Here is a 21,320-nt window from a genome sequence, read left to right as displayed (position 1 = left end):
CACCTCAGAGTTCGTCCTTGTCCCGGCCGTACTCGCCGTCCAGCGGATCAGGTTCAGCCTGCAGGTTGGCTTGCCACGCCTTGCCCAGCACCCCTGCGCGGGTCCAGAAGGCGTCGGTTTCCAGCACGGCAAGCTGGCCGGCCGCCCACAAACCGCTGACCAGCGCGCTGGGCAAGACCGACGCACTGGCACTCAGCAGTTGCGTCTCGGCCGCCGTGAAACCGGGCACATACTTGAGCAGCGCGCCGCCCCGGCACGTCAGGTACACACTCTCGGCGACCGGGCGGTTGATCTTGACGATATCCAGGTACGACCTCAGCTCGTTGCCGGAGACAAAATTGTTCAGCAGCTTCACTTCCTGAGCTTGCAGGTCCGGCACAGCAGCCATGCCTTTGTAGAAGGCCTGCACGGCGTTAACGGCGTAGCCGAACAGAGGGTGCGCGACCGTGACCTCAAGCCCGGCGCGCTCGAACCGGAACAGTTTCACAATCGTGTCCTGCAGCCAGGCGTGGCGGTCCTCTACGGGTTCAAGTGGCACAAACCCGGTAATCCCGGGACAGGTCAGCACCGCGCCCAAGTATTCGACGCCCTTGAATGGGCCCACCTGTTTGCGAGCCCAGCGCGCCGCGTCATCGGCATGGCTGAACAGCGGCCCGCAAAACGACAGCAAGTGCGGGTTGTGTTCGAACGGCCAGGGGTCGGCATTGGGCTCCCACTGCGCCGTCACGGTCTGCTCCTTGCCCCACACGGTGCTGCGCACTCGCACCTCCAGCGCGCCCTTGGCAGCCAGCTCTTTGACAAAACTTGCGACGGTCGAGCCGCCCTCAAGCAGACGCCGGCCGATGGCGCCCGCCTGGCTGAGCATTGCGTAGGCCAACTGCCGGCCATTTTTATCGACCACATAGCTGAGCAGCGCACCGTCGGCACACAGCAGGTAAAGCGGCGCACCTCGGCTTCTGGACATGATGAAGCCGACGCCACCGACCAACGCCTGGGGAGTGAAGAAACTGGTGGCCATGGCATCGCTGGACGGCGCAATCGCAACGGTAGAGGCGCACAAATACAGGCCATCCAAGCCATAGCCCTGGGGCAGCAAGCCGTCGGCAAAAACCTGTTCTAGCCGCGTGTAATTCCCGCGTACCAGCGGCAGAGTAGTCATGTAGGCATTTTTATTGACGGACTTGAGCACGTAACCGAACTGTACCTCTGGCCGGGGCGATGCCAATCGTTGTGCATAACGTACGGCGTCGTCGGCGCGGGCAAAGATCGGGCTGCACGGCGCATCGGCGAATACCTGCTTGATCTCCAGGGCCGGCAGTGTCGCCAGATTCGCCACGAAAGGCGCGCTCAAGCGCCGGGCAAACCCCCACAACGCATTGCCCTTGACGACGCGCAGGTCGCTGGCCTTGGCGACCTGGCCGACGAAGTCACCCGGCAGCAGGGTACCGGCGCGCAGTTGGCGTTCGACCTCGGTGTCTACTTGGTTGCCGTTCAGTGGGTTCAGTGGCACCAGACGCGCTTTGAGCGCCGCTTCCTCCACCGAGCCGGTCAACTGGTAACGCAGGATCGTGCCTTGGGGCCCGAACAGGTATTCGCGCTGTATTCGAGGATCACGGTGCAACAGGTTCGACAGCACTGCGGTGGGCAGCATGCTCTGGTAGATAGCCTTTTGGTCGGCGGCCACCAGCATTTGCGTCTCCTCGCCAAGCACCGAGCGGTAGCGCGCAACGATGGTGCTGCCATGGGGATAAAGCCCGCCAGTGACGGCGACATCGGGGTATACCCAGTTCAGCGCAAAACCCTGGGGCGGCACGGCCAATGGGTCGGTCGCCACGTACATGCCATCCGCCTGCCGCAGCAGCACCCCGCCATAGGTGCGGCGGCGTCCCTCGCCGATAATGTCGGCGGCATAACGCGCCGCATCATCCGCGTCGGCGAAGGCCGGGCTCAATCGGCGTCGAGCCAGGTGCTCGTAGCCGGCCCAGGTACGCGATACCACTCCCGGAGTGTCCCAGCACTGGCTGGTGTGAATCACCTTGAGTTCACCTCGGTCGGCCCAGTCCCGGACAAAGGCTTGCGCCGTTTTCTGGCCCGAGGCCAACAGGCGTTCATCATCCTCAAGGAGCCTGTCCACCGGGCCGCCACTTCCCACGTTGAACGGCAGCGACACGTACCGCAGCAAGGCGCCCTCCTGGGTCGAGAAGTACACCGGCAGGGTGGTGCCATTGTTGTATTTCTCGCCTGCACGCTTGGTGTCATAGAGGGCGACGTACAGCACCTTGGGCATCACGAAGTAGCGGGTCAGCCAGGCTGTCGAGGCCGGCACGCCCGCCGGTTGCCACTGCTGCGAACGAAACAATGCGCACAGAACGAACCCGTCCGGAAACTGGAAATCGCCGCCCGCGATCGGGGTAAACACACGGTTGAGCTTGAACAGGGCACTCTGGTCGCCGACGCCTGCAACCTCGCTCGCCAGGTACTGCTCGGTGTCCTTGTGCTTGAGAATAAAACCGAAGTAGGCCTGCTCGGCGAGGTTGCGCCCATGAACCCGTGCGTGAAGGTTGCGAGCGGCCGCATCAGCGCTGTCAAACAGCGCGCCGTAGGTCGCGTAGTCAGGCGCGCCGACTCTTGGCGCATAGTCAAAATACGCCGTCCAGTCGTCATAGACCGGTGAGCGCGGGCCCCACAACGCGTTGCCCAGGATCACCCGCAAATCACCGGCTTCGGCCAGCACGATGACCCATTGCGCAGGCTTGACCTGCCCGCTGTCCAGCCGTTGCTGAGCCGAACTGCCACCCGGTTGCGGCGCAGTATGGGTCAGCAGCCGTTGCTCGGCGCTGGAAGAACTGGGCGTGTACGCCAGTAAACAATCCTCGGCGGCCGACAGATAGGCCGGCTGCCCGTGACTGATCACATCGTGGATCTCATCGGCGGAAAAAACCTGCAGGTTGATTAGCGCGTCTTCACGGCTCCAGCGCCGCTGCGCCACCCAACCGGGGTCGACCATCGACAGCGCGGGGTGCGAGCCGTAACGCCCAAAAACCTGATAGGGCTCAGGCGCAATCAACGGGCCTTGCCCATCCGCAGGAAAAAACAGCAGCTGGGCAAACGGGTTGGCATCACTTGCCTCAGGCTCGGTGATAAAGAAACGTCCCTTATCGTCTTTGAGCACGTAGCCGCCATAGGCACGCTCGCGTCGCCGCCCTATCTGCTCGTGCGCATACACCGCTGCATCGTGAGCCGAAATAAAGGCGCGGCTCAACACGGCCCGATATGAACCGTCCAGCACCGCCGACCGGTTGTCCACCGGGCCGAGGGTTCGCCAGAGCAACCCCGCCGCCACTACCGACACCGTCGTTGAGGCAATCACCCGGCGCACATAGCCACGCGGGCTCAGCGTGCCGGCCAGCAGCGCGGCCTGGGCGCCGTTGTCGTCACCATCGGCGCCAGCCAAGTCGGTCGCAGAACCGGGCACTTGCAGCTTGAGCAGCGCGCCATCCGACGCCTGCTGATACAGATGCAGCCCACGCGTCTTGTCCTGCAGCGCCAGGGTCGCGCGTGACTGGGTGATGGCGGCAGCCACTTCGGCCGGGGTAAAGAAAGTGGAATACAGCCAGGGTTCACGTGCGGGAATGTCAGCGGCCAAGGGCGTGGCGCGGTAGTAGATAGCCTCCAGTCGAAAGTTGGAGGGCAGGCGTAACTGGCCATCGGCGCGCAACGGGAACCGTGCAGCAGGAGAGAACAACGGCGTGCCAAGTTCCTCGGGGTAAGTGGCCACGTACGCTTCGCCGCGCGTGTGCTTAAGCACAAAGCCCTGGGCTGAGCCTTCAGGGAACAACGCGCGCGCGGCCATCAGCGCCAGCTCTGCGCGCTCGAAGACCGGCGTGCAGAACGGCTGTTCCTCTGTCACCTGGGTGACGGCCGTGTTGATCCGCCAGCCGTGCTTGACCCGTCCGCGCACGCCTCCCCAGTGAGCATTGGCCACCACCACGCGCAAATCGCCGGCTTGCGCGGCCTGCCAGATCAACGACTCGAAGTCCGCAGAGGGCGCGAATGGCTCCTCACCGACAATGCGCTTTCTCAATAGCACTTCGGCCGCCGAGCCACTGCTCACGTATTTGAGCAATGAGCCTTCGGGGCCGCACAGATAGTGCGCCGCCACTGAACGCCGGTGTTCGATGATAAAACGCAGATCGGCAGGCGAGAAAAAACTGACGAACACCGAGGCCTGCTCATCGCTCATGCCGGGGTTGTGCAGCTTCACCTGCGCCATGTCCGGCGGGTGGGAGTGATAGAGCGCCTCGCAGGTATAGCCCTCGGGGGCGATGAAATTATCGTCGGCGTCGGTGGCCAGCACGATCCGATGATCGAAGGTGACGTGCTGGTCGGCCATGGGCGTTGTGGCAAACCAGTGGTGGCCCTGCTTGAGGATCGCGCCACCGAATTCCTTGTCGGCCGATGCGTAATCGGTCTGTTCGTAGGCCCAACGCGCGGCATCGTCCGCGCTGATAAACGGCGGGCTCAAGACCGGCAGGGTCGGCTGCGGCGCAGCGACTCGGGGGATACGTGGCATACATTCAGTCCTTGGAAAGTGAGGAGCGCTCACTGTTGCACCAACGAGATTCCAGGCGGCGCTAGATAGTTGTCGACCACAGCACCACTTCAGCGCACCCCGTGCACCCACATCCCGCCAGCGCGCCGATCTGGTGCGCACGACCGGCCCGGCAGCGTCCGTCTGCCGCACAAACAAGCGCCCGCATGCACCTCGGCACAGCCTTTGCAAAAGCCTGTGCAATGCCCTCATAACAACTTGAGTTCCTGGAGATCGCACCATGAAGCGTCGCAGCTTGATCAAGGCTTTCACCCTGTCCGCCTCCATTGCCGCCATGGGGCTGACCTGGACCGTGCAGGCCGCCGAGACCATCAAGGTCGGCATCCTGCACTCGCTGTCCGGGACCATGGCAATCTCCGAGACCTCGCTAAAAGACATGGCGTTGATGACCATTGACGAGATCAACGCCAAGGGCGGTGTGAACGGCAAGATGCTCGAGCCGGTGGTGGTCGACCCTGCGTCGAACTGGCCGCTGTTCGCTGAAAAAGGCCGTCAGTTGCTGACCCAGGACAAAGTCGCCGTGGTGTTCGGCTGCTGGACCTCGGTGTCGCGCAAATCCGTGCTGCCGGTGTTCGAAGAACTCAACGGTTTGCTGTTCTACCCCGTGCAGTACGAAGGCGAAGAGATGTCGCCGAACGTGTTCTATACCGGTGCGGCGCCCAACCAACAGGCGATCCCGGCGGTGGAATACCTGATGAGCGAAGAAGGCGGCGGCGCCAAGCGCTTCTTCCTGCTCGGCACCGACTACGTGTACCCGCGCACCACCAACAAAATCCTGCGCTCGTTCCTGCATTCCAAAGGCGTCGCCGACAAAGATATCGAAGAGGTCTACACCCCGTTCGGCCACGCCGATTACCAGACCATCGTGGCCAACATCAAGAAGTTCTCCGCCGGCGGCAAGACCGCGGTGGTCTCAACCGTGAATGGCGATTCCAACGTGCCGTTCTACAAAGAGCTGGCCAACCAGGGTTTGAAAGCCACCGACGTACCGGTGGTGGCCTTCTCCGTGGGTGAAGAAGAACTGCGCGGCATCGACACCAAGCCACTGGTGGGCAACCTCGCCGCCTGGAACTACTTCCAGTCGGTGGAGAACCCGGTGAACAAGAAATTCGTCGCGGACTGGAAGGCCTACGCCAAGGCCCACAACCTGCCGGGCGCGGATAAAGCGGTGACCAACGACCCGATGGAGGCCACTTACGTCGGTATCCATATGTGGGCGCAGGCGGTTGAGAAAGCCAAGTCCACCGACGTCGACAAGGTGCGCGAAGCCATGGCCGGCCAGACCTTCGCCGCGCCGTCGGGCTTCACCCTGACCATGGATAAAACCAACCACCACCTGCACAAGCCGGTGATGATCGGCGAGATTCAGTCTGACGGGCAGTTCTCGGTGGTGTGGCAGACCGAAGAGCCGATTCGGGCGCAGCCGTGGAGCCCGTACATCCCTGGCAATGACAAGAAGCCGGATTATGCGGTGAAGAGCAACTAAGCCGCACCACAGATTAGCTGTCGGGCGCGGTCAGTGTGGGAGCTGGCTTGCCTGCGATGCCAACAACTCGGTGTACCCGTTACACCGCAGCGATGCCATCGCAGGCAAGCCAGCTCCCACACAAAGCCCGCGCCCACACTGTCCATGCATGATCAGGACATTTGTTTATGCCCACTGCCCTCTACCGCTATTTCCTGGCCTTGCTGCTGTTGCTGCCTTTTGCCGCACACGCCAGCGACGCCGAAGACTTCCTCAACGCCAACCCGATGCAACAAGCCAAGCTGCTGCAGGACTGGGCTGCGCAGCCCGACCCGGCGCGCATCGAGTTGGTGGACGCCTTGCAACAAGGCCAACTCACCGTCAACGGCGAGACCAAAACCGTCCGCCTGAACAACCGCCTGCGCGGCCTGATCGACAACGTGCAGGCCAGTCAGCAACTGCTCGCCGCCGACCCCAAGGTACGCCTGGGCGCCGCGCAAACCCTGCAAAAAACCGCGCAGCCTGCGCAGCTCAAATTCCTCGACCAGCAAGTGGCCGCCGAAACCAATGAGGACGTGCACACCGCCCTCAGCCTGGCCCTGGCCAACCTGCAATTGGTTGATACCGACCCCGTGGTGCGCCTTGCTGCCGTGCGTTTGCTCGGCAGCACCGGCGACCCGTTGGCGCGCACGCGCCTCGAAGCCTTGCTCGCGCCTGGGGTCGAAACTGACGCCGGCGTGCACACCGCCGCCGAGACCAGCCTGGCGCAGGTCAAACGCAAATTGATGGTCGGCGAGATCCTCGGCCAGGCCTTCAGCGGCATGTCCCTGGGCTCGATCCTGCTGCTCGCGGCCCTGGGCCTGGCGATCACCTTCGGCCTGCTCGGCGTGATCAACATGGCCCACGGCGAAATGCTGATGCTCGGCGCCTATTCGACTTACGTGGTGCAACTGATGATGCAGCGCTACGTGCCTGCGGCCATCGAGTTCTACCCGTTGATCGCGCTGCCGGTGGCGTTTTTTGTCACCGCCGCCATCGGCATGGCCCTGGAACGCACAGTGATTCGTCACCTCTACGGCCGCCCGCTGGAAACCCTGCTCGCCACCTGGGGCATCAGCCTGATGCTGATCCAGTTGGTGCGCCTGGTGTTCGGTGCGCAGAACGTCGAAGTCTCCAACCCGCAGTGGCTGTCCGGTGGCATTCAAGTGCTGCCCAACCTGGTGCTGCCGTACAACCGCATCGTGATCATCGCCTTCGCGCTGTGCGTGGTGGTGCTGACCTGGCTGCTGCTGAACAAGACGCGCCTGGGCCTCAACGTGCGTGCCGTTACCCAGAACCGCAACATGGCCGCCTGCTGCGGCGTGCCCACCGGGCGTGTGGACATGCTCGCCTTTGGCCTGGGTTCCGGCATCGCCGGCCTGGGTGGCGTGGCCCTGAGCCAGATCGGCAACGTCGGCCCGGACCTGGGCCAGAGCTACATCATCGACTCGTTCCTGGTGGTGGTGCTCGGCGGTGTCGGCCAGTTGGCCGGTAGCGTGATGGCCGCCTTCGGGCTGGGCATCGCCAACAAGATTCTCGAACCGCAGATCGGCGCCGTGCTCGGCAAGATCCTGATCCTCGCGCTGATCATTCTGTTTATCCAGAAACGCCCGCAAGGACTCTTCGCACTGAAAGGACGGGTGATCGACTGATGAACCAGCCATTGATGCTTACGGCCACGCAAAAGGCCGGCCCCACGCTGACGATAGCCGTCGGCGCGGTGATCCTGATCCTGCTGCTGGCGTTGCCTTTGTGTTCGCTGCTGGCGCCGGAAAACCCGCTGCACGTGTCGGCCTACACCCTCACGCTGGTGGGCAAAATCCTCTGCTACGCCATCGTCGCCCTGGCCCTGGACCTGGTGTGGGGCTATGCGGGGATGCTGTCCCTCGGCCACGGTTTGTTCTTTGCCCTCGGCGGTTATGCGATGGGCATGTACCTGATGCGCCAGGCGTCCGGCGATGAGCTGCCGGCGTTCATGACCTTTTTGTCGTGGACCGAACTGCCCTGGTATTGGGTCGGCACCGAGCATTTCCTCTGGGCCATGTGCCTGGTGGTGCTGGCGCCGGGGTTGCTGGCGCTGGTGTTCGGCTTTTTCGCCTTCCGCTCGCGGATCAAGGGCGTGTATTTCTCGATCATGACCCAGGCCCTGACCTTCGCCGGGATGCTGCTGTTTTTCCGCAACGAGACCGGGTTTGGTGGCAATAACGGCTTCACCAATTTCCGCAGCATTCTGGGCTTCGGGATTACCGAGCCCGGCACACGGGCGGTGCTATTTTTGGCCACGGTCGTGTTGCTGGTCGCGAGCCTGTACACCGGCTGGCGCCTGGCGCAGAGCAAGTTTGGCCGGGTGCTGACCGCCCTGCGCGATGCCGAAAATCGCTTGATGTTCTGCGGCTATGACCCGCGTGGCTTCAAGCTGTTTGTATGGGTGTTGAGCGCGGTGTTGTGTGGCCTGGCGGGCGCGTTGTATGTGCCGCAAGTGGGCATCATCAACCCCAGCGAAATGTCGCCGACCAACTCCATCGAAGCCGCCGTGTGGGTGGCCTTGGGTGGGCGTGGCACGCTGATCGGGCCATTGCTCGGCGCCGGTGTGGTCAACGGCATGAAGAGCTGGTTCACGGTGGCCTTTCCGGAATACTGGCTGTTCTTTCTGGGGGCGCTGTTCATCCTCGTCACCTTGTATTTGCCCAAGGGCGTGATCGGCCTGTTGAAGAAACGGGGTGAACAATGAGAGTCACAGCGACGGCGGAATTTATGCTCGAACCCATTCTTGAGCCAAACAAAGACGCGGGCAGCAGCCGCGATGCAATCGGCCTCGGCCAGGCCGCCGGCAAGGGCCTGAACACCCGCCACGGCACCATCCTGACCCTGGAAGACATCAGCGTCAGCTTCGACGGTTTCAAGGCGCTCAACGACTTGAACCTGTACATCGGCGTCGGCGAGTTGCGCTGCATCATCGGCCCCAACGGCGCAGGCAAGACCACGCTGATGGACGTGATCACTGGCAAGACCCGCCCCAGCCACGGCAAGGCCTGGTTCGGCGAAACCCTCGACCTGACAGGCATGAGCGAAGTGCAGATCGCCCAGGCCGGCATCGGCCGCAAGTTCCAGAAACCCACGGTATTCGAAGCCCTCAGCGTGTTCGAAAACCTGGAGCTGGCGCAGAAAACCGATAAATCCGTGTGGGCCAGCCTGCGCGCCCGCTTGAGCGGCGAGCAAAAAGACCGCATCGATGAAGTGCTCGACACCCTCCGCCTGAGCGCCTCGGCGCAGCGCCCGGCGGGCTTGCTGTCACACGGGCAAAAGCAGTTCCTGGAAATCGGCATGCTGCTCATGCAAGACCCGCAGCTGTTGCTGCTGGATGAACCCGTGGCGGGCATGACCGACGCCGAAACCGAGTTCACCGCCGAACTGTTCAAGCGCCTGGCAGGCAAACATTCGCTGATGGTGGTGGAGCACGACATGGGCTTTGTCGGCTCGATTGCCGACCATGTCACCGTGCTGCACCAGGGCAGCGTGCTGGCTGAAGGCTCGCTGGCACAGGTGCAGGAAAACGAGCGGGTGATCGAGGTTTACCTCGGTCGCTGAGCCAGACAGAGCGCTTACTGTGGGAACCGAATCAATGTGGGAGCTGGCTTGCCTGCGATGGCATCACCTGGGTCCATCAGGCATACCGAGTTGTCTGCATCGCAGGCAAGCCAGCTCCCACAGTTGATCCGGTTCCTACAAGGGAATTGAGGAGAATTTGAACATGCTGCAAGTCGACACGCTGCATCAGTACTACGGCGGTAGCCACATCCTGCGCGGGCTGTCCTTTGACGTGAAGATCGGCGAAGTCACCTGCCTGCTCGGCCGTAACGGTGTGGGCAAGACCACGCTGCTCAAGTGCCTGATGGGCTTGCTGCCGGCCAAAGAGGGCGCGGTGAACTGGGAAGGCAAGGCCATCACCGGGTTCAAGCCACATCAACGCGTGCACGCAGGTATCGCCTATGTGCCTCAGGGCCGCGAGATTTTCGGGCGGCTCACCGTGGAAGAAAACCTGTTGATGGGGCTGTCGCGCTTTCCGGGCTCCGAGGCCAAGGAAGTGCCGGCATTTATCTACGAATTGTTCCCGGTCTTGCTGCAAATGAAACATCGGCGCGGCGGCGATTTGTCCGGTGGCCAGCAGCAACAGCTGGCAATCGGCCGCGCCCTGGCCAGCCGCCCACGCTTGTTGATTCTGGATGAACCCACCGAAGGCATCCAGCCGTCGGTGATCAAGGAAATCGGCATGGTGATCAAGAAGCTCGCCGCCCGCGGCGATATGGCGATCCTGCTGGTGGAGCAGTTCTATGACTTCGCCGCCGAGCTGGCGGATCAGTACCTGGTGATGTCACGCGGCGAAATCGTCCAGCAAGGCCGCGGTGAAAATATGGAAAGTGAAGGTGTACGCGGGCTGGTTACCATCTAATCTGTAGCGTCCTGACGATAAGCACTCAACCATGAACCTGCCCGTTTCCCCCGCCCTGTTCACCCCCAGCTGGCATGCCGAGCTGGACCTCGGCTACGCGCGTTTCGGCGACACCACGCGCCCGGTGATGCGCCGCCACCTCGGCCCGCTGCGCGTGCAAAAGCACCTGTACGCCGAAGGCCCCCAGGTGTGCCAGCACATCATCGTGCACCCGCCCGGCGGGATTGCCGGCGGTGATCGCCTGGACATCCGCGCCCATGTTGGCGCCGGTGCCTGGGCGCAATTGACCAGCCCCGGCGCAGCCAAATGGTACCGCGCCAGCGGCCCGGCCTTTCAACAGCTTGAATTGACCGTGGAAGCGGGCGCCACGCTGGAATGGCTGCCCCAGGAAACCATCGTGTTCAGCGCCGCCCAGGCCGAACTCACCACCCGCATTGACCTGCAAGGCGATGCCCGGCTGTTCTACTGGGATGTAGTCGCGCTCGGCCGACCCGCCAGTGGCGAGCGTTTTGACCTGGGCCACTTTCAGGCGCACCTGGATATCCGCCGCGACGGTCAGTTGCTCTGGCATGAGCGCCAGCGCATTGTAGGCGCCGACGGGTTGCTCGACTCGCCCATCGGGCTGGACGGGCAACCGGTGTTCGCCACGCTGTTGCTCACTGGCGATATCGAGCCTGAGTTACTGGAAAGCTGCCGCGCCCTGCCCCATGCGGTGCGCGGCGACCTGACCCAACTGCCCGGGCTGCTGGTGGCCCGCTGCCTGGCCAGTGAAGCACTGCTGGCACGGGGCTGGTTGATTGATTTATGGCGGTTGTTGCGCCCGGCGGTGCTGGGGCGAGAAGCTGTTTCACCGAGAATCTGGAGCACATGAAGATCTGAAGTGGAACCAGCTCCCACACAAGCCCTTTCCCACATTGATCTTCAGTGTTTTTAAGAATGTTGTTTATGAAGGACCTTGAACCATGGATTTGACCCCACGGGAAAAAGACAAACTGCTGATCTTCACCGCAGGCCTGGTCGCCGAACGTCGCCTGGCACGTGGCGTGAAGCTCAACTACCCGGAAACCATCGCCTACATTTCCGCCGCCTTGATGGAAGGCGCCCGCGATGGCCGCACCGTCGCCGATTTGATGCACTACGGCACCACCCTGCTCAGCCGTGAGCAAGTGATGGAAGGCATCCCGGAAATGATCCCGGATATCCAGGTTGAAGCCACCTTTCCCGACGGCACCAAGCTGGTCACCGTCCACCAGCCTATCGCGTGAGGCCGATCATGATTCGTGATGCAACCGAGCAAGACCTGCCGGCCATTCGAGCCATCTACAACGACGCGGTGCTCAACACCACCGCGATCTGGAACGAACAACCCGTCGACCTGGCCAACCGTCAGGCCTGGTTCACGGCGCGTCAGGCCCAGGCGTACCCGATTCTGGTGGCGGTGGAAAACGATGAAGTCACCGGCTACGCCTCGTTCGGCGACTGGCGACCCTTCGAAGGCTTTCGCTACAGCGTCGAGCACTCGGTGTATGTGCGCAATGACCAGCGCGGCAAAGGCCTCGGCCAGCGCCTGATGCAAGCGCTGATCGAGCGTGCCCGCAGCGCCGGCAAACACGTGATGGTCGCGGCCATCGAAAGCGGCAACCAGGCGTCTGTTCGCCTTCACGAGCGCCAGGGTTTCATCATCACCGGGCAAATGCCGCAAGTGGGCATCAAGTTCGGCCGCTGGCTGGACCTGACCTTTATGCAACTGACATTGAATCCGGGCGCTGAACCGCCCAAGGAGTGAGATCGATGAACACGGCTCAACTGCGTCGAGTGAATGCTGAAAGTTTTGCCCATTACCGCCTGGGCTTGATCGAGCTGTTGCTGGACGCGGTGAAGCATGGTGCGTCGGTCGGCTTCATGGCGGACTTCGACGAAGCCCAGGCCCGCGACTATCTGAAGGGCGTACAGGCCAGTATCGAAGACGCCAGCCTGCTGCTGTGGGTGGTGGTGCGCGATGAACAGGTGATCGCCAGCGTGCAATTGGCGCTGTGCCAGAAAGCCAATGGCCTCAACCGCGCCGAAGTGCAAAAACTGTTGGTACACAGCAGCGCCCGCCGCCATGGCCTGGGCCAGCAATTGATGAACACCCTGGAACTCGCCGCGCGCCAGCACAAGCGCGGCCTGCTGTACCTGGACACCGAAGCCGGCTCCGGTGCCGAAGCCTTCTACCAGTCGCTGCGCTACACCAAAATCGGTGAATTGCCCGACTACTGCCAAAGCCCGGACGGACGCTACAGCCCGACCGCCATCTACTTCAAGACCCTGGGGCAACCTGCATGATTCCTGGTGAATATCAGATCCAGCCTGGCGATATCGAACTGAATGTCGGCCGGCGTACCGTCACCCTCAGCGTGGCCAACAGCGGCGACCGGCCGATCCAGGTCGGCTCGCATTACCATTTTTTCGAGACTAATGACGCGCTGACGTTTGACCGCGCGGCGAGCCGTGGCATGCGCCTGAATATTCCGGCCGGGACGGCGGTGCGGTTTGAGCCGGGGCAGAGTCGCGACATCGAGTTGGTGGATTTGAGCGGCGGGCGGCGGGTGTTTGGGTTTGCCGGACGGATCATGGGCGACCTTTAGGGCCTCATCGGGGGCAAGCCCCCTCCCACATTTGAATGCGTTCACACATCAAAGGTGGGAGGGGGCTTGCCCCCGATAGCAATTTCACATTCAACACAAATATTTCAGGGCACACACATGAAAATCAGCCGCCAAGCCTACGCCGACATGTACGGCCCCACCGTCGGTGACAAGGTCCGCCTGGCGGACACCGAGCTGTTCGTCGAAGTCGAAAAAGACTTCACTGTTTATGGCGAGGAAGTGAAGTTCGGCGGCGGAAAAGTCATCCGCGACGGCCAGGGCCAGAGCCAGTTGCTCGCCCATGAGGTCGTGGACACGCTGATCACCAACGCGCTGATCATCGACCACTGGGGCATCGTCAAGGCCGACGTCGGCCTGAAGAATGGCCGCATTCACGCGATCGGCAAAGCCGGCAACCCGGATATCCAGCCGGGCGTGACCATGGCCATCGGCGCCAGCACCGAAGTGATCGCCGGTGAAGGCATGATCCTCACCGCCGGCGGCATCGACTCCCACGTGCATTTCATCTGCCCGCAGCAGATCGAAGAAGCACTGACCAGCGGCGTCACCACCATGATTGGCGGCGGCACCGGCCCGGCCACCGGCACCAACGCCACCACCTGTACGTCAGGGCCGTGGCACCTGGCGCGCATGCTTCAGGCCAGCGACTCGTTCCCGATGAACATTGGCTTCACCGGCAAGGGCAACGCCAGTTTGCCGCAGCCCTTGATCGAACAGGTCAAGGCCGGCGCCATCGGTTTGAAGCTGCACGAAGACTGGGGCACCACGCCTGCGAGCATTGATAACTGCCTGAGCGTGGCCGACGAGTATGACGTGCAGGTCGCCATCCACAGCGACACGCTCAATGAATCCGGCTTCGTCGAAACCACGCTCGCCGCGCTCAAGGGCCGCACCATTCACACCTACCACACCGAAGGCGCCGGAGGCGGCCATGCGCCAGACATCATCAAGGCCTGCGGCTTCCCGAATGTGCTGCCCAGTTCCACCAACCCGACCCGGCCGTTCACCCGCAATACCATCGACGAGCACCTGGACATGCTGATGGTCTGCCATCACCTGGACCCCAGCATTGCCGAAGACGTGGCCTTCGCCGAAAGCCGCATCCGCCGCGAGACCATCGCCGCCGAAGACATCCTGCACGACCTCGGCGCGTTCTCGATGATCAGCTCGGACAGCCAGGCCATGGGCCGCGTCGGTGAAGTCATCACGCGCACCTGGCAGACCGCCGACAAAATGAAAAAACAGCGCGGCCCGTTGCCGGGTGACGGCGAAGGCAACGACAACTTCCGCGCCAAGCGCTACATCGCCAAGTACACCATCAACCCGGCGATCACCCACGGCATCAGCCATATCGTCGGCTCTATCGAAGTCGGCAAGTGGGCCGACCTGGTGCTGTGGCGCCCCGCATTTTTTGGTATCAAACCGACCCTGATTCTCAAAGGCGGCGCGATTGCCTCAAGCCTGATGGGCGACGCCAATGCGTCAATTCCCACGCCGCAGCCGGTGCACTACCGCCCCATGTTCGCCAGCTTCGGCAGTTCGTTGCATGCCACCAGCCTGACCTTTATCAGCCAAGCCGCGCAGGCAGCCGGATTGCCCGAAGCCCTGGGCCTGAAAAAGCAGATTGCGGTGGTCAAGGGGTGTCGCGACGTGCAGAAAACCGACCTGATCCACAACGACTACCTGCCGGATATCGAAGTGGACCCACAGACCTATCAGGTCAAGGCCGACGGCGTTCTGCTGTGGTGCGAACCCGCCGACGTGCTGCCAATGGCGCAGCGTTACTTCCTGTTCTGATGCCTCGGCGGCCTAGTCATGGGGTTCTGCGTGGACGTCTGCCAGAGACGGGGGAATGACAGAGGACAGAAACGCGGATGCTGCCCCTGATTCCCCGGCAGCGCTAGCGCCGGGGGAAGGGTGATGTGAAGGCCCATGGTGGGTTCCCTTGGGCGGTGATAAAGCGCTGGAGCTTTTCACCACCCGCCATTGGCCGGGCCTATCTACGCAGTGCTGCCCTGCAGTGCTCGGCGCCTGAACGCGAGCGGCCCGGCGTCAGCTGTTCCAGTTTTCTCGCGGATCAAACGCGGCCTTTTTCGCCAGCTCCTGCCACAACGCCTTGACCTCATCGTCGCTGGTTTTCGGCATCACGGCCTTGAGCTGCACGAACAGGTAACCGCGCTGCCCGGCCTTGTTCAGCAGGCCATGGCCCTTGGCGCGCATGCGTTGGCCGTTCTGGCTGCCGGCCGGCACCTTGAGGTTGATCTTGCCGGTGAGGGTCGGTACGGCCACTTCCGTGCCCAAGGCCAATTCCCACGGCGCCAGGGGCAGGTTGATGATCAGGTTTTCGCCGTCCACTTCAAAGCGTGGGTGCGGCGCAAACTTGATGATCAGGTACAGATCGCCATTGGCACCGCCGCCAATGCCCGGCGCCCCCTGGCCCTTGAGGCGGATGCGCTCGCCGTCGGCCACGCCGGCGGGGATCTTCACGTTCAGGCTCTTGGTGGTGTTGCTGACGTGACGACCCGAGGCGTCGTATTGCGGCACCTGGAAGCTGATCTGCTTGGACTCGGTGGACAGCGTCTCTTCAAGGAATACCGACAGCTGCATTTCCACGTCCTGGCCCTTGCGCCCGGTTGGACGGCGCTGACCGCCGCCAAACGCGTCGCCGCGCGAGCCGAAGATCGAACTGAAGAAGTCCGAAAAGTCGCCCGCGTCCTGGCCGCCACCAAAGCCGCCACGGCTCTGCCAGCCCGGTGGCCCCTGGAACGGCTGGCCATGTTGGCCGTATTTGCGCAGTTCGTCGTATTCCGCGCGCTTATCGGCGCTTTTAAGCGCTTCATAGGCTTCGGACGCGTCCTTGAATTTCTCTTCGGCGTCTTTTTCCTTGCTCACGTCCGGGTGATATTTGCGTGCGAGCTTGCGATAGGCGGCCTTGATTTCCTTGTCATCGGCGCTCGGCTCGACACCCAGAATCTTGTAGTAGTCTTTGAAATCCATCGGCGGTTCACCATCCTTAATCGAGATCGCACAGCCCGGGGCACAACGTGCGCTGCATTGCACCTGTTGAATGATGTGGCCTGGGGGTGCGTCAAAGTGTTATCGGCACTAGCCGTATGCAACAGATGTGGGGGCAAATCCCGCACTTTCAAGCACGATTTAACGGATGGTCGGCCTACGCATCCGTGCCCGACTGGCATACACTGCGCGGCCGTTTTTCAACCGGAACCCGATAGACATGAAAAACCCATCCCCAGCCCGTGCCTGCGGTATCGACTTCGGCACGTCCAACTCCACCGTCGGCTGGATCCGCCCCGGCATGGAAACGCTTATTGCGCTGGAGGACGACAAGATCACGTTGCCGTCGGTGGTGTTCTTCAACTTCGAGGAGCGTCGCCCGGTGTACGGTCGCCTGGCCCTGCACGAGTACCTGGAAAACTACGAAGGCCGGCTGATGCGCTCGCTCAAGAGCCTGCTGGGTTCCAAGCTGATCAAGCACGACACCAGCGTACTCGGCACGGCGATGCCGTTCACCGACCTGCTGGCGCTGTTTATCGGCCAGCTCAAGAGCCGCGCCGAAACCAACGCCGGCCGTGAATTCGAAGAAGTGGTCCTGGGCCGCCCGGTGTTCTTCGTCGATGACGACCCGATGGCCGACCAGGAAGCGGAAAACACCCTGGTCGATGTGGCCCGCAAAATCGGTTTCAAGGATATCTCCTTTCAGTACGAACCGATTGCAGCGGCGTTCGACTATGAGTCCACCATTGAGAAGGAAGAGTTGGTACTGATCGTCGACATCGGCGGTGGTACGTCCGACTTCTCGCTGGTGCGCCTGTCACCGGATCGCCGTCACAATGACAACCGTCACGACGACATCCTTGCCACCGGCGGCGTGCACATCGGCGGTACCGACTTTGACAAACAGCTCAGCCTGCAAGGCATGATGCCGCTGTTCGGCTACGGCAGCCGCATGAAAAGCGGCGCCTACATGCCCACCAGCCACCACATGAACCTGGCCACCTGGCACACCATCAACTCGGTGTACTCGCAAAAATCCCAGCTGGCCCTGGGCAGCATGCGCTACGACATCGAAGACACCGGCGGCATCGACCGCCTGTTCAAGCTGATCGAACAGCGCGCCGGGCACTGGCTGGCCATGGAAGTGGAAGAAACCAAGATCCAGCTGACCCACGAGGACAGCCGCCACGTGCTGCTCGATCGCGTTGAGCCAGGGCTGAGCGTGGAGCTGAGCCGCGCGCTGTTCGAGTCGGCCATCGATGGCTTGCTCGAGCGCGTGCGCAACAGCGTCACGCAGCTGCTGACCGATGCGTCGGTCAGTGTCGCGCAGGTGGACACGGTGTTCTTTACCGGGGGTTCCAGCGGCATTCCGGCACTGCGCCAAAGCATTTCGGCGATGTTGCCGAATGCGCGGCACGTGGAAGGCAACATCTTCGGCAGTATCGGCAGCGGTTTGGCGATCGAGGCCAGCAAGCGTTACGGCAGCTGAGTTTCTGCCCGCCCCGCGTCGCGCCCATCGCGGGCAAGCCCGGCTCCCACATTCATGCGTGTTTTACCTTTGGGATACCTTTGAATGTGGCAGCGGGCGGGCTCGCGAAGGGGCCAGCCCAGGCACCCTCAAGCGCTAGACCATGCCCGCCAGCTTCAGCTCACTCTTCAAATACGCATAGTAGATCGGCCCCGCCACCACACCCGGCAGGCCGAATGCGGCTTCGAACACCAGCATCGCCAGCAACAATTCCCACGACTTGGCACTGATCTGCCCGCCGACGATGCGCGCGTTGAGGAAGTACTCGACCTTGTGGATCACGATCAAGTACCCCAGCGCCGCCACCGCGACCCAAATCGACAGCGACAGCGCGACGATGGTGATCAGCGTATTGGAGATCAGGTTGCCGATCACCGGCAGCAGGCCGACCAGGAAGGTCAGCACGATCAGGGTCTTGGTCAGCGGCAGGTGAATCCCGCACAGCGGCAGCACGATCCCGAGGAAGATCGCAGTGAACACGGTGTTGAGCGCGGCGATCTTGATCTGGGCGAAGACGATATTGCGAAACGCCTGGACCAGCAGGTGCAGGCGGTCGAACAGGGCGGCGGCCAGGGGTTTGCGTTTGGTCAGGTCGGGCACGCGCTGCAGGGCGATGATCGCGCCCAGCACCATACCGATGAGCAGGGTGACGAACATGTGGGCAGCGTCTTTGCCGACCAGTTGCAGTTCGCTCAGGTGCTTGCTCAGCCAGTCGCCGATGGCCACGCGAAACTCGGCGGCGCTGGCGGGCAGGTAGGCGTCGAGGAACGGCGGCAGCTGGCCGCGCGCGCGATCGACCACGCCCATGAATTTGTCGAGGGAGGCCCCGGGATTTTCCGCTTCGTGGAGCAGGAAACTGATGGCGCCGGCGAAGATCAGGGCCAGCACGCTGACGATCAAGGTGCCGAGCAACGCCACAGCGAGCCAGCGCGCGCGCCGACCTTCGATCAGCCGCTGCAACTGCGGGGTGAGCATGTTGACCAGTTCATAAACCAACAGGCCGGCCAGCAGGCTGGGCAGCAGCTTGAGCGGCAGGACCAGCAGTAATCCACCGAAAATGATGATGCAACTGACCAGCAACAACACGTGACGCTGAGAAAACGTTGGCATACAGCCTCAAAACGAACGGCGTTAAAGGATGGGCAGTCTGCCAGCCTTGAGGGAATCAAGCGAGAGGCCAGGGTGTGAATGCGATCAACTGTGGGAGCCGGGCTTGCCCGCGATGCAGGCGCCTCGGTGCAGCAAACTTACCGAGGTGATGCTATCGCAGGCAAGCCAGCTCCCACATTGAGCTCCAGCGTTGGCAAAATCGTGATCAGCCTTTGAGGCAAGTGCTCATAAAGGTCTTGCGTGCATCGCCGGTCAACGCCTTGGTTTTCGCCGTGGCATTGCAGTCTTTCATCTTCTGCTGCTGCGGCGTCAGGGTCTTGGCGTCGTTGGCTGCGGGAGCGGCCTTGAGGCAAGTGCTCATGAATGTTTTGCGCTCGTCGCCGGTCTTGCCTTTGGCTTCGGCGTTGCAGGTGGTCATTTTTTGTTGCTGGGCGGTCTGTGCGGCGGTGGCGGCAAACCCTTGGGAACACAACAGCAGGCCCATCATCAACAGCGGAATACGCAGCATCTTCATGGAGTTTTCTCCCTGTTGCCGTGCCGGGGGGCACGGCCTACGCAGCAGTGTAGTCAAAGCCCGTTACATCTTCATCGGCCACGGATATTAGTTCGACGATACTGCTCCGGCGTACAGCCGGCGTGGCGCTGGAACATCGCGATGAACGCCGAGGCGGTGCTGTAACCGAGGTCAAACGCCACGTGTTGCACGCTGCGCTGGCTGTCGAGGGCTTCGATGGCAGCGAGGTAGCGCAGGCGCTGGCGCCATTCGCCAAAGCTCATGCCCAACTCCCGCACAAATTGCCGCGCCAGGGTGCGTTCGCTCACATGCACGTGCTCGGCCCAGTGCGCCAACGGGCGATTGTCCCCGGGTTCGGCCTGCATGCCCTCAAGCACACCGAGCAGGCCGGGGTGGCGCGCATAGGGCAGGAAACAATCGTGAATCGGCGCTTGCTTGAGCTGGTCCACCAGCACCTGCGCCAGGCGCACGTCCGCTTCGGTCTGCGCAATATTGACGTCGCGCCGGGCAAAGTCGCTGAGAATCGCCTTGAGAATCTCGCTGATCGCCAGGGTGCACGGCGCCTGCGGCAGTTGCTCGCACAGCTGCGGGGCCAGGCCCACCGAGCGATAGACAATTGCCTGGGCGTTGTAGGAACTGTGCTCGGTATTTGGCGGGATCCATACTGCGTATTGCGGCGGCGACATAAAACGGCTGCCCGCCACCTCCATGCGCATGACACCACTCGCCGAATAGTCCAGCGAACCCCAGCCATGCCGGTGCGGCGTGCACTCGGTATCGGGGGCGAAATCGGAGTAACGGAAGTAGACGGGGCTTGGCTGGCTGGGGAAATCGGCCAGGCGTACGGTGTGTCTGGGCATATTGTCTGGATACAAAGGTCGGTTGTCTGGATCGCAGTATAGGCTTCGATCCAGACAGGGGATAATCCCGCCTCATCAACACACCTGGTTTCCTTCAATGCAATACGCGTATCCCCTGCTGGCCATCTTTATCTGGGCCGGTAATACCGTGGTCAATAAACTGGCCGTGGGCACCCTCTTTCCGGCAGAAATCGGCTTTTACCGCTGGTTGCTGGCGGCGCTGCTGTTTACCCCGTTCATGCTCAAGCCGGTGATCGCCAACTGGGCGCTGATCCGCCCGAACCTGGGCAAAATCTTCATCCTCGGCGTGTTGGGCATGGCGGTGTATCAAAGCCTGGCCTACTACGCCGCAGCACTGACCTCGGCGACCAACATGGGCATCATTCTCTCGCTGATGCCGTTGATGGCATTGACCGCCGCCATTATCAGCCTCGGCCAGCGCCTGACCTTTGGCGCGCTGACCGGTGCGGTCCTGTCGTTTGCCGGCGTGGTGGTGGTGGTGTCGGCCGGCAGTCTGGGCGCGTTGCTGCAACACGGGCTCAACTTGGGCGACGCGATGATGCTGATCGCCACCCTGGCCTATGCGGTCTACAGCACGCTGCTGAAAAAATGGCAGTTGCGCCTGCCGCCCCTGGTATTGCTGTATTTGCAGGTGCTGGTGGCGGTGGTGGTGCTGTTTCCATTGTTCCTGTTCTCGAACAAGGCTGGCCTGGGCTGGGCGAATATTCCGCTGGTGCTGTATGCCTGCCTGCTCGCCTCGATGCTCGCGCCGTTGGCGTGGATGCATTCGGTGAAGACCTTGGGGCCAAGCCGCACCACGCTGTTTTTCAACCTGTTGCCGTTGATTACCGCGATGATTGCGGCGGTGGTGCTCAAGGAAAAGTTGGCGATGTACCACTTGGTGGGTGGATTGCTGACGTTGGGCGGGGTGATTTTGTCGGAGCGCTGGACCACGCCGGTGCGCCAAGAGGTCAGTGTGGCCTGATTAACCGCTATCGCAGGCAAGCCAGCTCCCACAGTTGACCGTGTTCCACATTTGGAATGGGGGCGAATGTGGGAGCTGGCTTGCCGGCGATGAA

General features: G+C 62.2%; 18 protein-coding genes. 13 read left to right on the top strand and 5 right to left on the bottom strand.

The features are described from left to right. Positions 1 to 4: 4 nt before the first annotated feature. Positions 5 to 4,573, bottom strand: a complete 4,569-nt coding sequence (locus FPT15_RS09390) for a DUF4329 domain-containing protein (RefSeq protein WP_145160261.1) — start codon at positions 4,571 to 4,573, stop codon at positions 5 to 7. A gap of 259 nt (positions 4,574 to 4,832) precedes the next feature. Between FPT15_RS09390 and urtA the strand changes: the two genes are divergently transcribed. The 11 genes from urtA (at position 4,833) to ureC (ending at position 15,011) form a co-directional block, all read left to right on the top strand. Further along, positions 4,833 to 6,098, top strand: a complete 1,266-nt coding sequence (gene urtA / locus FPT15_RS09385; protein ID WP_145160259.1) for an urea ABC transporter substrate-binding protein — start codon at positions 4,833 to 4,835, stop codon at positions 6,096 to 6,098. A gap of 167 nt (positions 6,099 to 6,265) precedes the next feature. After that, complete coding sequence (gene urtB / locus FPT15_RS09380) at positions 6,266 to 7,768, top strand: urea ABC transporter permease subunit UrtB (protein ID WP_145160257.1); 1,503 nt, start codon at positions 6,266 to 6,268, stop codon at positions 7,766 to 7,768. Continuing rightward, on the top strand, positions 7,768 to 8,847 hold the full coding sequence (gene urtC / locus FPT15_RS09375) for an urea ABC transporter permease subunit UrtC (RefSeq protein WP_145160255.1): 1,080 nt from the start codon (positions 7,768 to 7,770) through the stop codon (positions 8,845 to 8,847). Before urtB ends, urtC begins: the two co-directional genes overlap by 1 nt. Then, positions 8,844 to 9,704, top strand: coding sequence for an urea ABC transporter ATP-binding protein UrtD (gene urtD / locus FPT15_RS09370; RefSeq protein ID WP_145160253.1), 861 nt, complete (start codon positions 8,844 to 8,846; stop codon positions 9,702 to 9,704). Before urtC ends, urtD begins: the two co-directional genes overlap by 4 nt. A gap of 163 nt (positions 9,705 to 9,867) precedes the next feature. Then, entirely contained in the window at positions 9,868 to 10,566 is a 699-nt protein-coding gene (gene urtE / locus FPT15_RS09365; RefSeq protein ID WP_145160251.1) for an urea ABC transporter ATP-binding subunit UrtE, read from the top strand. Positions 10,567 to 10,597: 31 nt separating this feature from the next. Then, on the top strand, positions 10,598 to 11,437 hold the full coding sequence (locus tag FPT15_RS09360; protein WP_145160249.1) for an urease accessory protein UreD: 840 nt from the start codon (positions 10,598 to 10,600) through the stop codon (positions 11,435 to 11,437). Positions 11,438 to 11,528: 91 nt separating this feature from the next. Next, complete coding sequence (gene ureA, locus FPT15_RS09355) at positions 11,529 to 11,831, top strand: urease subunit gamma (protein ID WP_003171437.1); 303 nt, start codon at positions 11,529 to 11,531, stop codon at positions 11,829 to 11,831. An 8-nt stretch (positions 11,832 to 11,839) separates the two neighbouring features. Continuing rightward, a complete protein-coding gene (locus tag FPT15_RS09350) occupies positions 11,840 to 12,352 on the top strand; it encodes a GNAT family N-acetyltransferase (RefSeq protein ID WP_145160247.1) in 513 nt (170 codons plus the stop codon). A gap of 5 nt (positions 12,353 to 12,357) precedes the next feature. Beyond that, on the top strand, positions 12,358 to 12,891 hold the full coding sequence (locus FPT15_RS09345; protein ID WP_145160245.1) for a GNAT family N-acetyltransferase: 534 nt from the start codon (positions 12,358 to 12,360) through the stop codon (positions 12,889 to 12,891). Further along, positions 12,888 to 13,193 (top strand): urease subunit beta, encoded by a 306-nt coding sequence (locus FPT15_RS09340; RefSeq protein ID WP_145160242.1) that lies wholly within the window; start codon positions 12,888 to 12,890, stop codon positions 13,191 to 13,193. Before FPT15_RS09345 ends, FPT15_RS09340 begins: the two co-directional genes overlap by 4 nt. A 117-nt stretch (positions 13,194 to 13,310) precedes the next feature. Then, on the top strand, positions 13,311 to 15,011 hold the full coding sequence (ureC, locus tag FPT15_RS09335; protein WP_145160240.1) for an urease subunit alpha: 1,701 nt from the start codon (positions 13,311 to 13,313) through the stop codon (positions 15,009 to 15,011). A gap of 255 nt (positions 15,012 to 15,266) precedes the next feature. Here ureC and FPT15_RS09330 read toward each other — a convergent pair whose 3' ends face one another. After that, positions 15,267 to 16,211: a DnaJ C-terminal domain-containing protein gene (locus tag FPT15_RS09330; protein ID WP_145160238.1), complete on the bottom strand. Its 945-nt coding sequence runs from the start codon at positions 16,209 to 16,211 to the stop codon at positions 15,267 to 15,269. A gap of 238 nt (positions 16,212 to 16,449) precedes the next feature. On the opposite strand from FPT15_RS09330, the gene FPT15_RS09325 reads away from it, so the two are divergent. Then, complete coding sequence (locus FPT15_RS09325; RefSeq protein WP_145160236.1) at positions 16,450 to 17,718, top strand: Hsp70 family protein; 1,269 nt, start codon at positions 16,450 to 16,452, stop codon at positions 17,716 to 17,718. A gap of 135 nt (positions 17,719 to 17,853) precedes the next feature. Here FPT15_RS09325 and FPT15_RS09320 read toward each other — a convergent pair whose 3' ends face one another. The 3 genes from FPT15_RS09320 to FPT15_RS09310 form a co-directional block, all read right to left on the bottom strand. Beyond that, positions 17,854 to 18,867 carry an AI-2E family transporter gene (locus FPT15_RS09320; RefSeq protein WP_145160234.1) on the bottom strand — a complete coding sequence of 338 codons (1,014 nt, stop codon included), beginning with the start codon at positions 18,865 to 18,867 and terminating at the stop codon, positions 17,854 to 17,856. Positions 18,868 to 19,072: 205 nt separating this feature from the next. Further along, positions 19,073 to 19,381 carry a PsiF family protein gene (locus FPT15_RS09315; protein WP_145160232.1) on the bottom strand — a complete coding sequence of 103 codons (309 nt, stop codon included), beginning with the start codon at positions 19,379 to 19,381 and terminating at the stop codon, positions 19,073 to 19,075. A gap of 71 nt (positions 19,382 to 19,452) precedes the next feature. Then, the gene (locus FPT15_RS09310; protein WP_145160230.1) at positions 19,453 to 20,241 is read right to left on the bottom strand and encodes a helix-turn-helix transcriptional regulator; all 789 of its coding nucleotides are present in this window, start codon (positions 20,239 to 20,241) and stop codon (positions 19,453 to 19,455) included. A gap of 97 nt (positions 20,242 to 20,338) precedes the next feature. Between FPT15_RS09310 and FPT15_RS09305 the strand changes: the two genes are divergently transcribed. Continuing rightward, on the top strand, positions 20,339 to 21,226 hold the full coding sequence (locus FPT15_RS09305; RefSeq protein WP_145160227.1) for a DMT family transporter: 888 nt from the start codon (positions 20,339 to 20,341) through the stop codon (positions 21,224 to 21,226). Positions 21,227 to 21,320: the final 94 nt, after the last annotated feature.

This window comes from Pseudomonas sp. RGB, from assembly GCF_007713445.1.
Classification (GTDB): domain Bacteria; phylum Pseudomonadota; class Gammaproteobacteria; order Pseudomonadales; family Pseudomonadaceae; genus Aquipseudomonas.
Note: the sequence above shows the minus strand (reverse complement) of the source record. Positions and strands in the feature narration are given on the sequence as shown.

What these genes read in the sequence shown, in the direction of transcription:
- FPT15_RS09390 (WP_145160261.1), bottom strand. Translation starts at nt 4,573, where the DNA reads ATGCCACGTATCCCCCGAGTCGCTGCGCCGCAGCCGACCCTGCCGGTC.
- urtA (WP_145160259.1), top strand. Translation starts at nt 4,833, where the DNA reads ATGAAGCGTCGCAGCTTGATCAAGGCTTTCACCCTGTCCGCCTCCATT.
- urtB (WP_145160257.1), top strand. Translation starts at nt 6,266, where the DNA reads ATGCCCACTGCCCTCTACCGCTATTTCCTGGCCTTGCTGCTGTTGCTG.
- urtC (WP_145160255.1), top strand. Translation starts at nt 7,768, where the DNA reads ATGAACCAGCCATTGATGCTTACGGCCACGCAAAAGGCCGGCCCCACG.
- urtD (WP_145160253.1), top strand. Translation starts at nt 8,844, where the DNA reads ATGAGAGTCACAGCGACGGCGGAATTTATGCTCGAACCCATTCTTGAG.
- urtE (WP_145160251.1), top strand. Translation starts at nt 9,868, where the DNA reads ATGCTGCAAGTCGACACGCTGCATCAGTACTACGGCGGTAGCCACATC.
- FPT15_RS09360 (WP_145160249.1), top strand. Translation starts at nt 10,598, where the DNA reads ATGAACCTGCCCGTTTCCCCCGCCCTGTTCACCCCCAGCTGGCATGCC.
- ureA (WP_003171437.1), top strand. Translation starts at nt 11,529, where the DNA reads ATGGATTTGACCCCACGGGAAAAAGACAAACTGCTGATCTTCACCGCA.
- FPT15_RS09350 (WP_145160247.1), top strand. Translation starts at nt 11,840, where the DNA reads ATGATTCGTGATGCAACCGAGCAAGACCTGCCGGCCATTCGAGCCATC.
- FPT15_RS09345 (WP_145160245.1), top strand. Translation starts at nt 12,358, where the DNA reads ATGAACACGGCTCAACTGCGTCGAGTGAATGCTGAAAGTTTTGCCCAT.
- FPT15_RS09340 (WP_145160242.1), top strand. Translation starts at nt 12,888, where the DNA reads ATGATTCCTGGTGAATATCAGATCCAGCCTGGCGATATCGAACTGAAT.
- ureC (WP_145160240.1), top strand. Translation starts at nt 13,311, where the DNA reads ATGAAAATCAGCCGCCAAGCCTACGCCGACATGTACGGCCCCACCGTC.
- FPT15_RS09330 (WP_145160238.1), bottom strand. Translation starts at nt 16,211, where the DNA reads ATGGATTTCAAAGACTACTACAAGATTCTGGGTGTCGAGCCGAGCGCC.
- FPT15_RS09325 (WP_145160236.1), top strand. Translation starts at nt 16,450, where the DNA reads ATGAAAAACCCATCCCCAGCCCGTGCCTGCGGTATCGACTTCGGCACG.
- FPT15_RS09320 (WP_145160234.1), bottom strand. Translation starts at nt 18,867, where the DNA reads ATGCCAACGTTTTCTCAGCGTCACGTGTTGTTGCTGGTCAGTTGCATC.
- FPT15_RS09315 (WP_145160232.1), bottom strand. Translation starts at nt 19,381, where the DNA reads ATGAAGATGCTGCGTATTCCGCTGTTGATGATGGGCCTGCTGTTGTGT.
- FPT15_RS09310 (WP_145160230.1), bottom strand. Translation starts at nt 20,241, where the DNA reads ATGCCCAGACACACCGTACGCCTGGCCGATTTCCCCAGCCAGCCAAGC.
- FPT15_RS09305 (WP_145160227.1), top strand. Translation starts at nt 20,339, where the DNA reads ATGCAATACGCGTATCCCCTGCTGGCCATCTTTATCTGGGCCGGTAAT.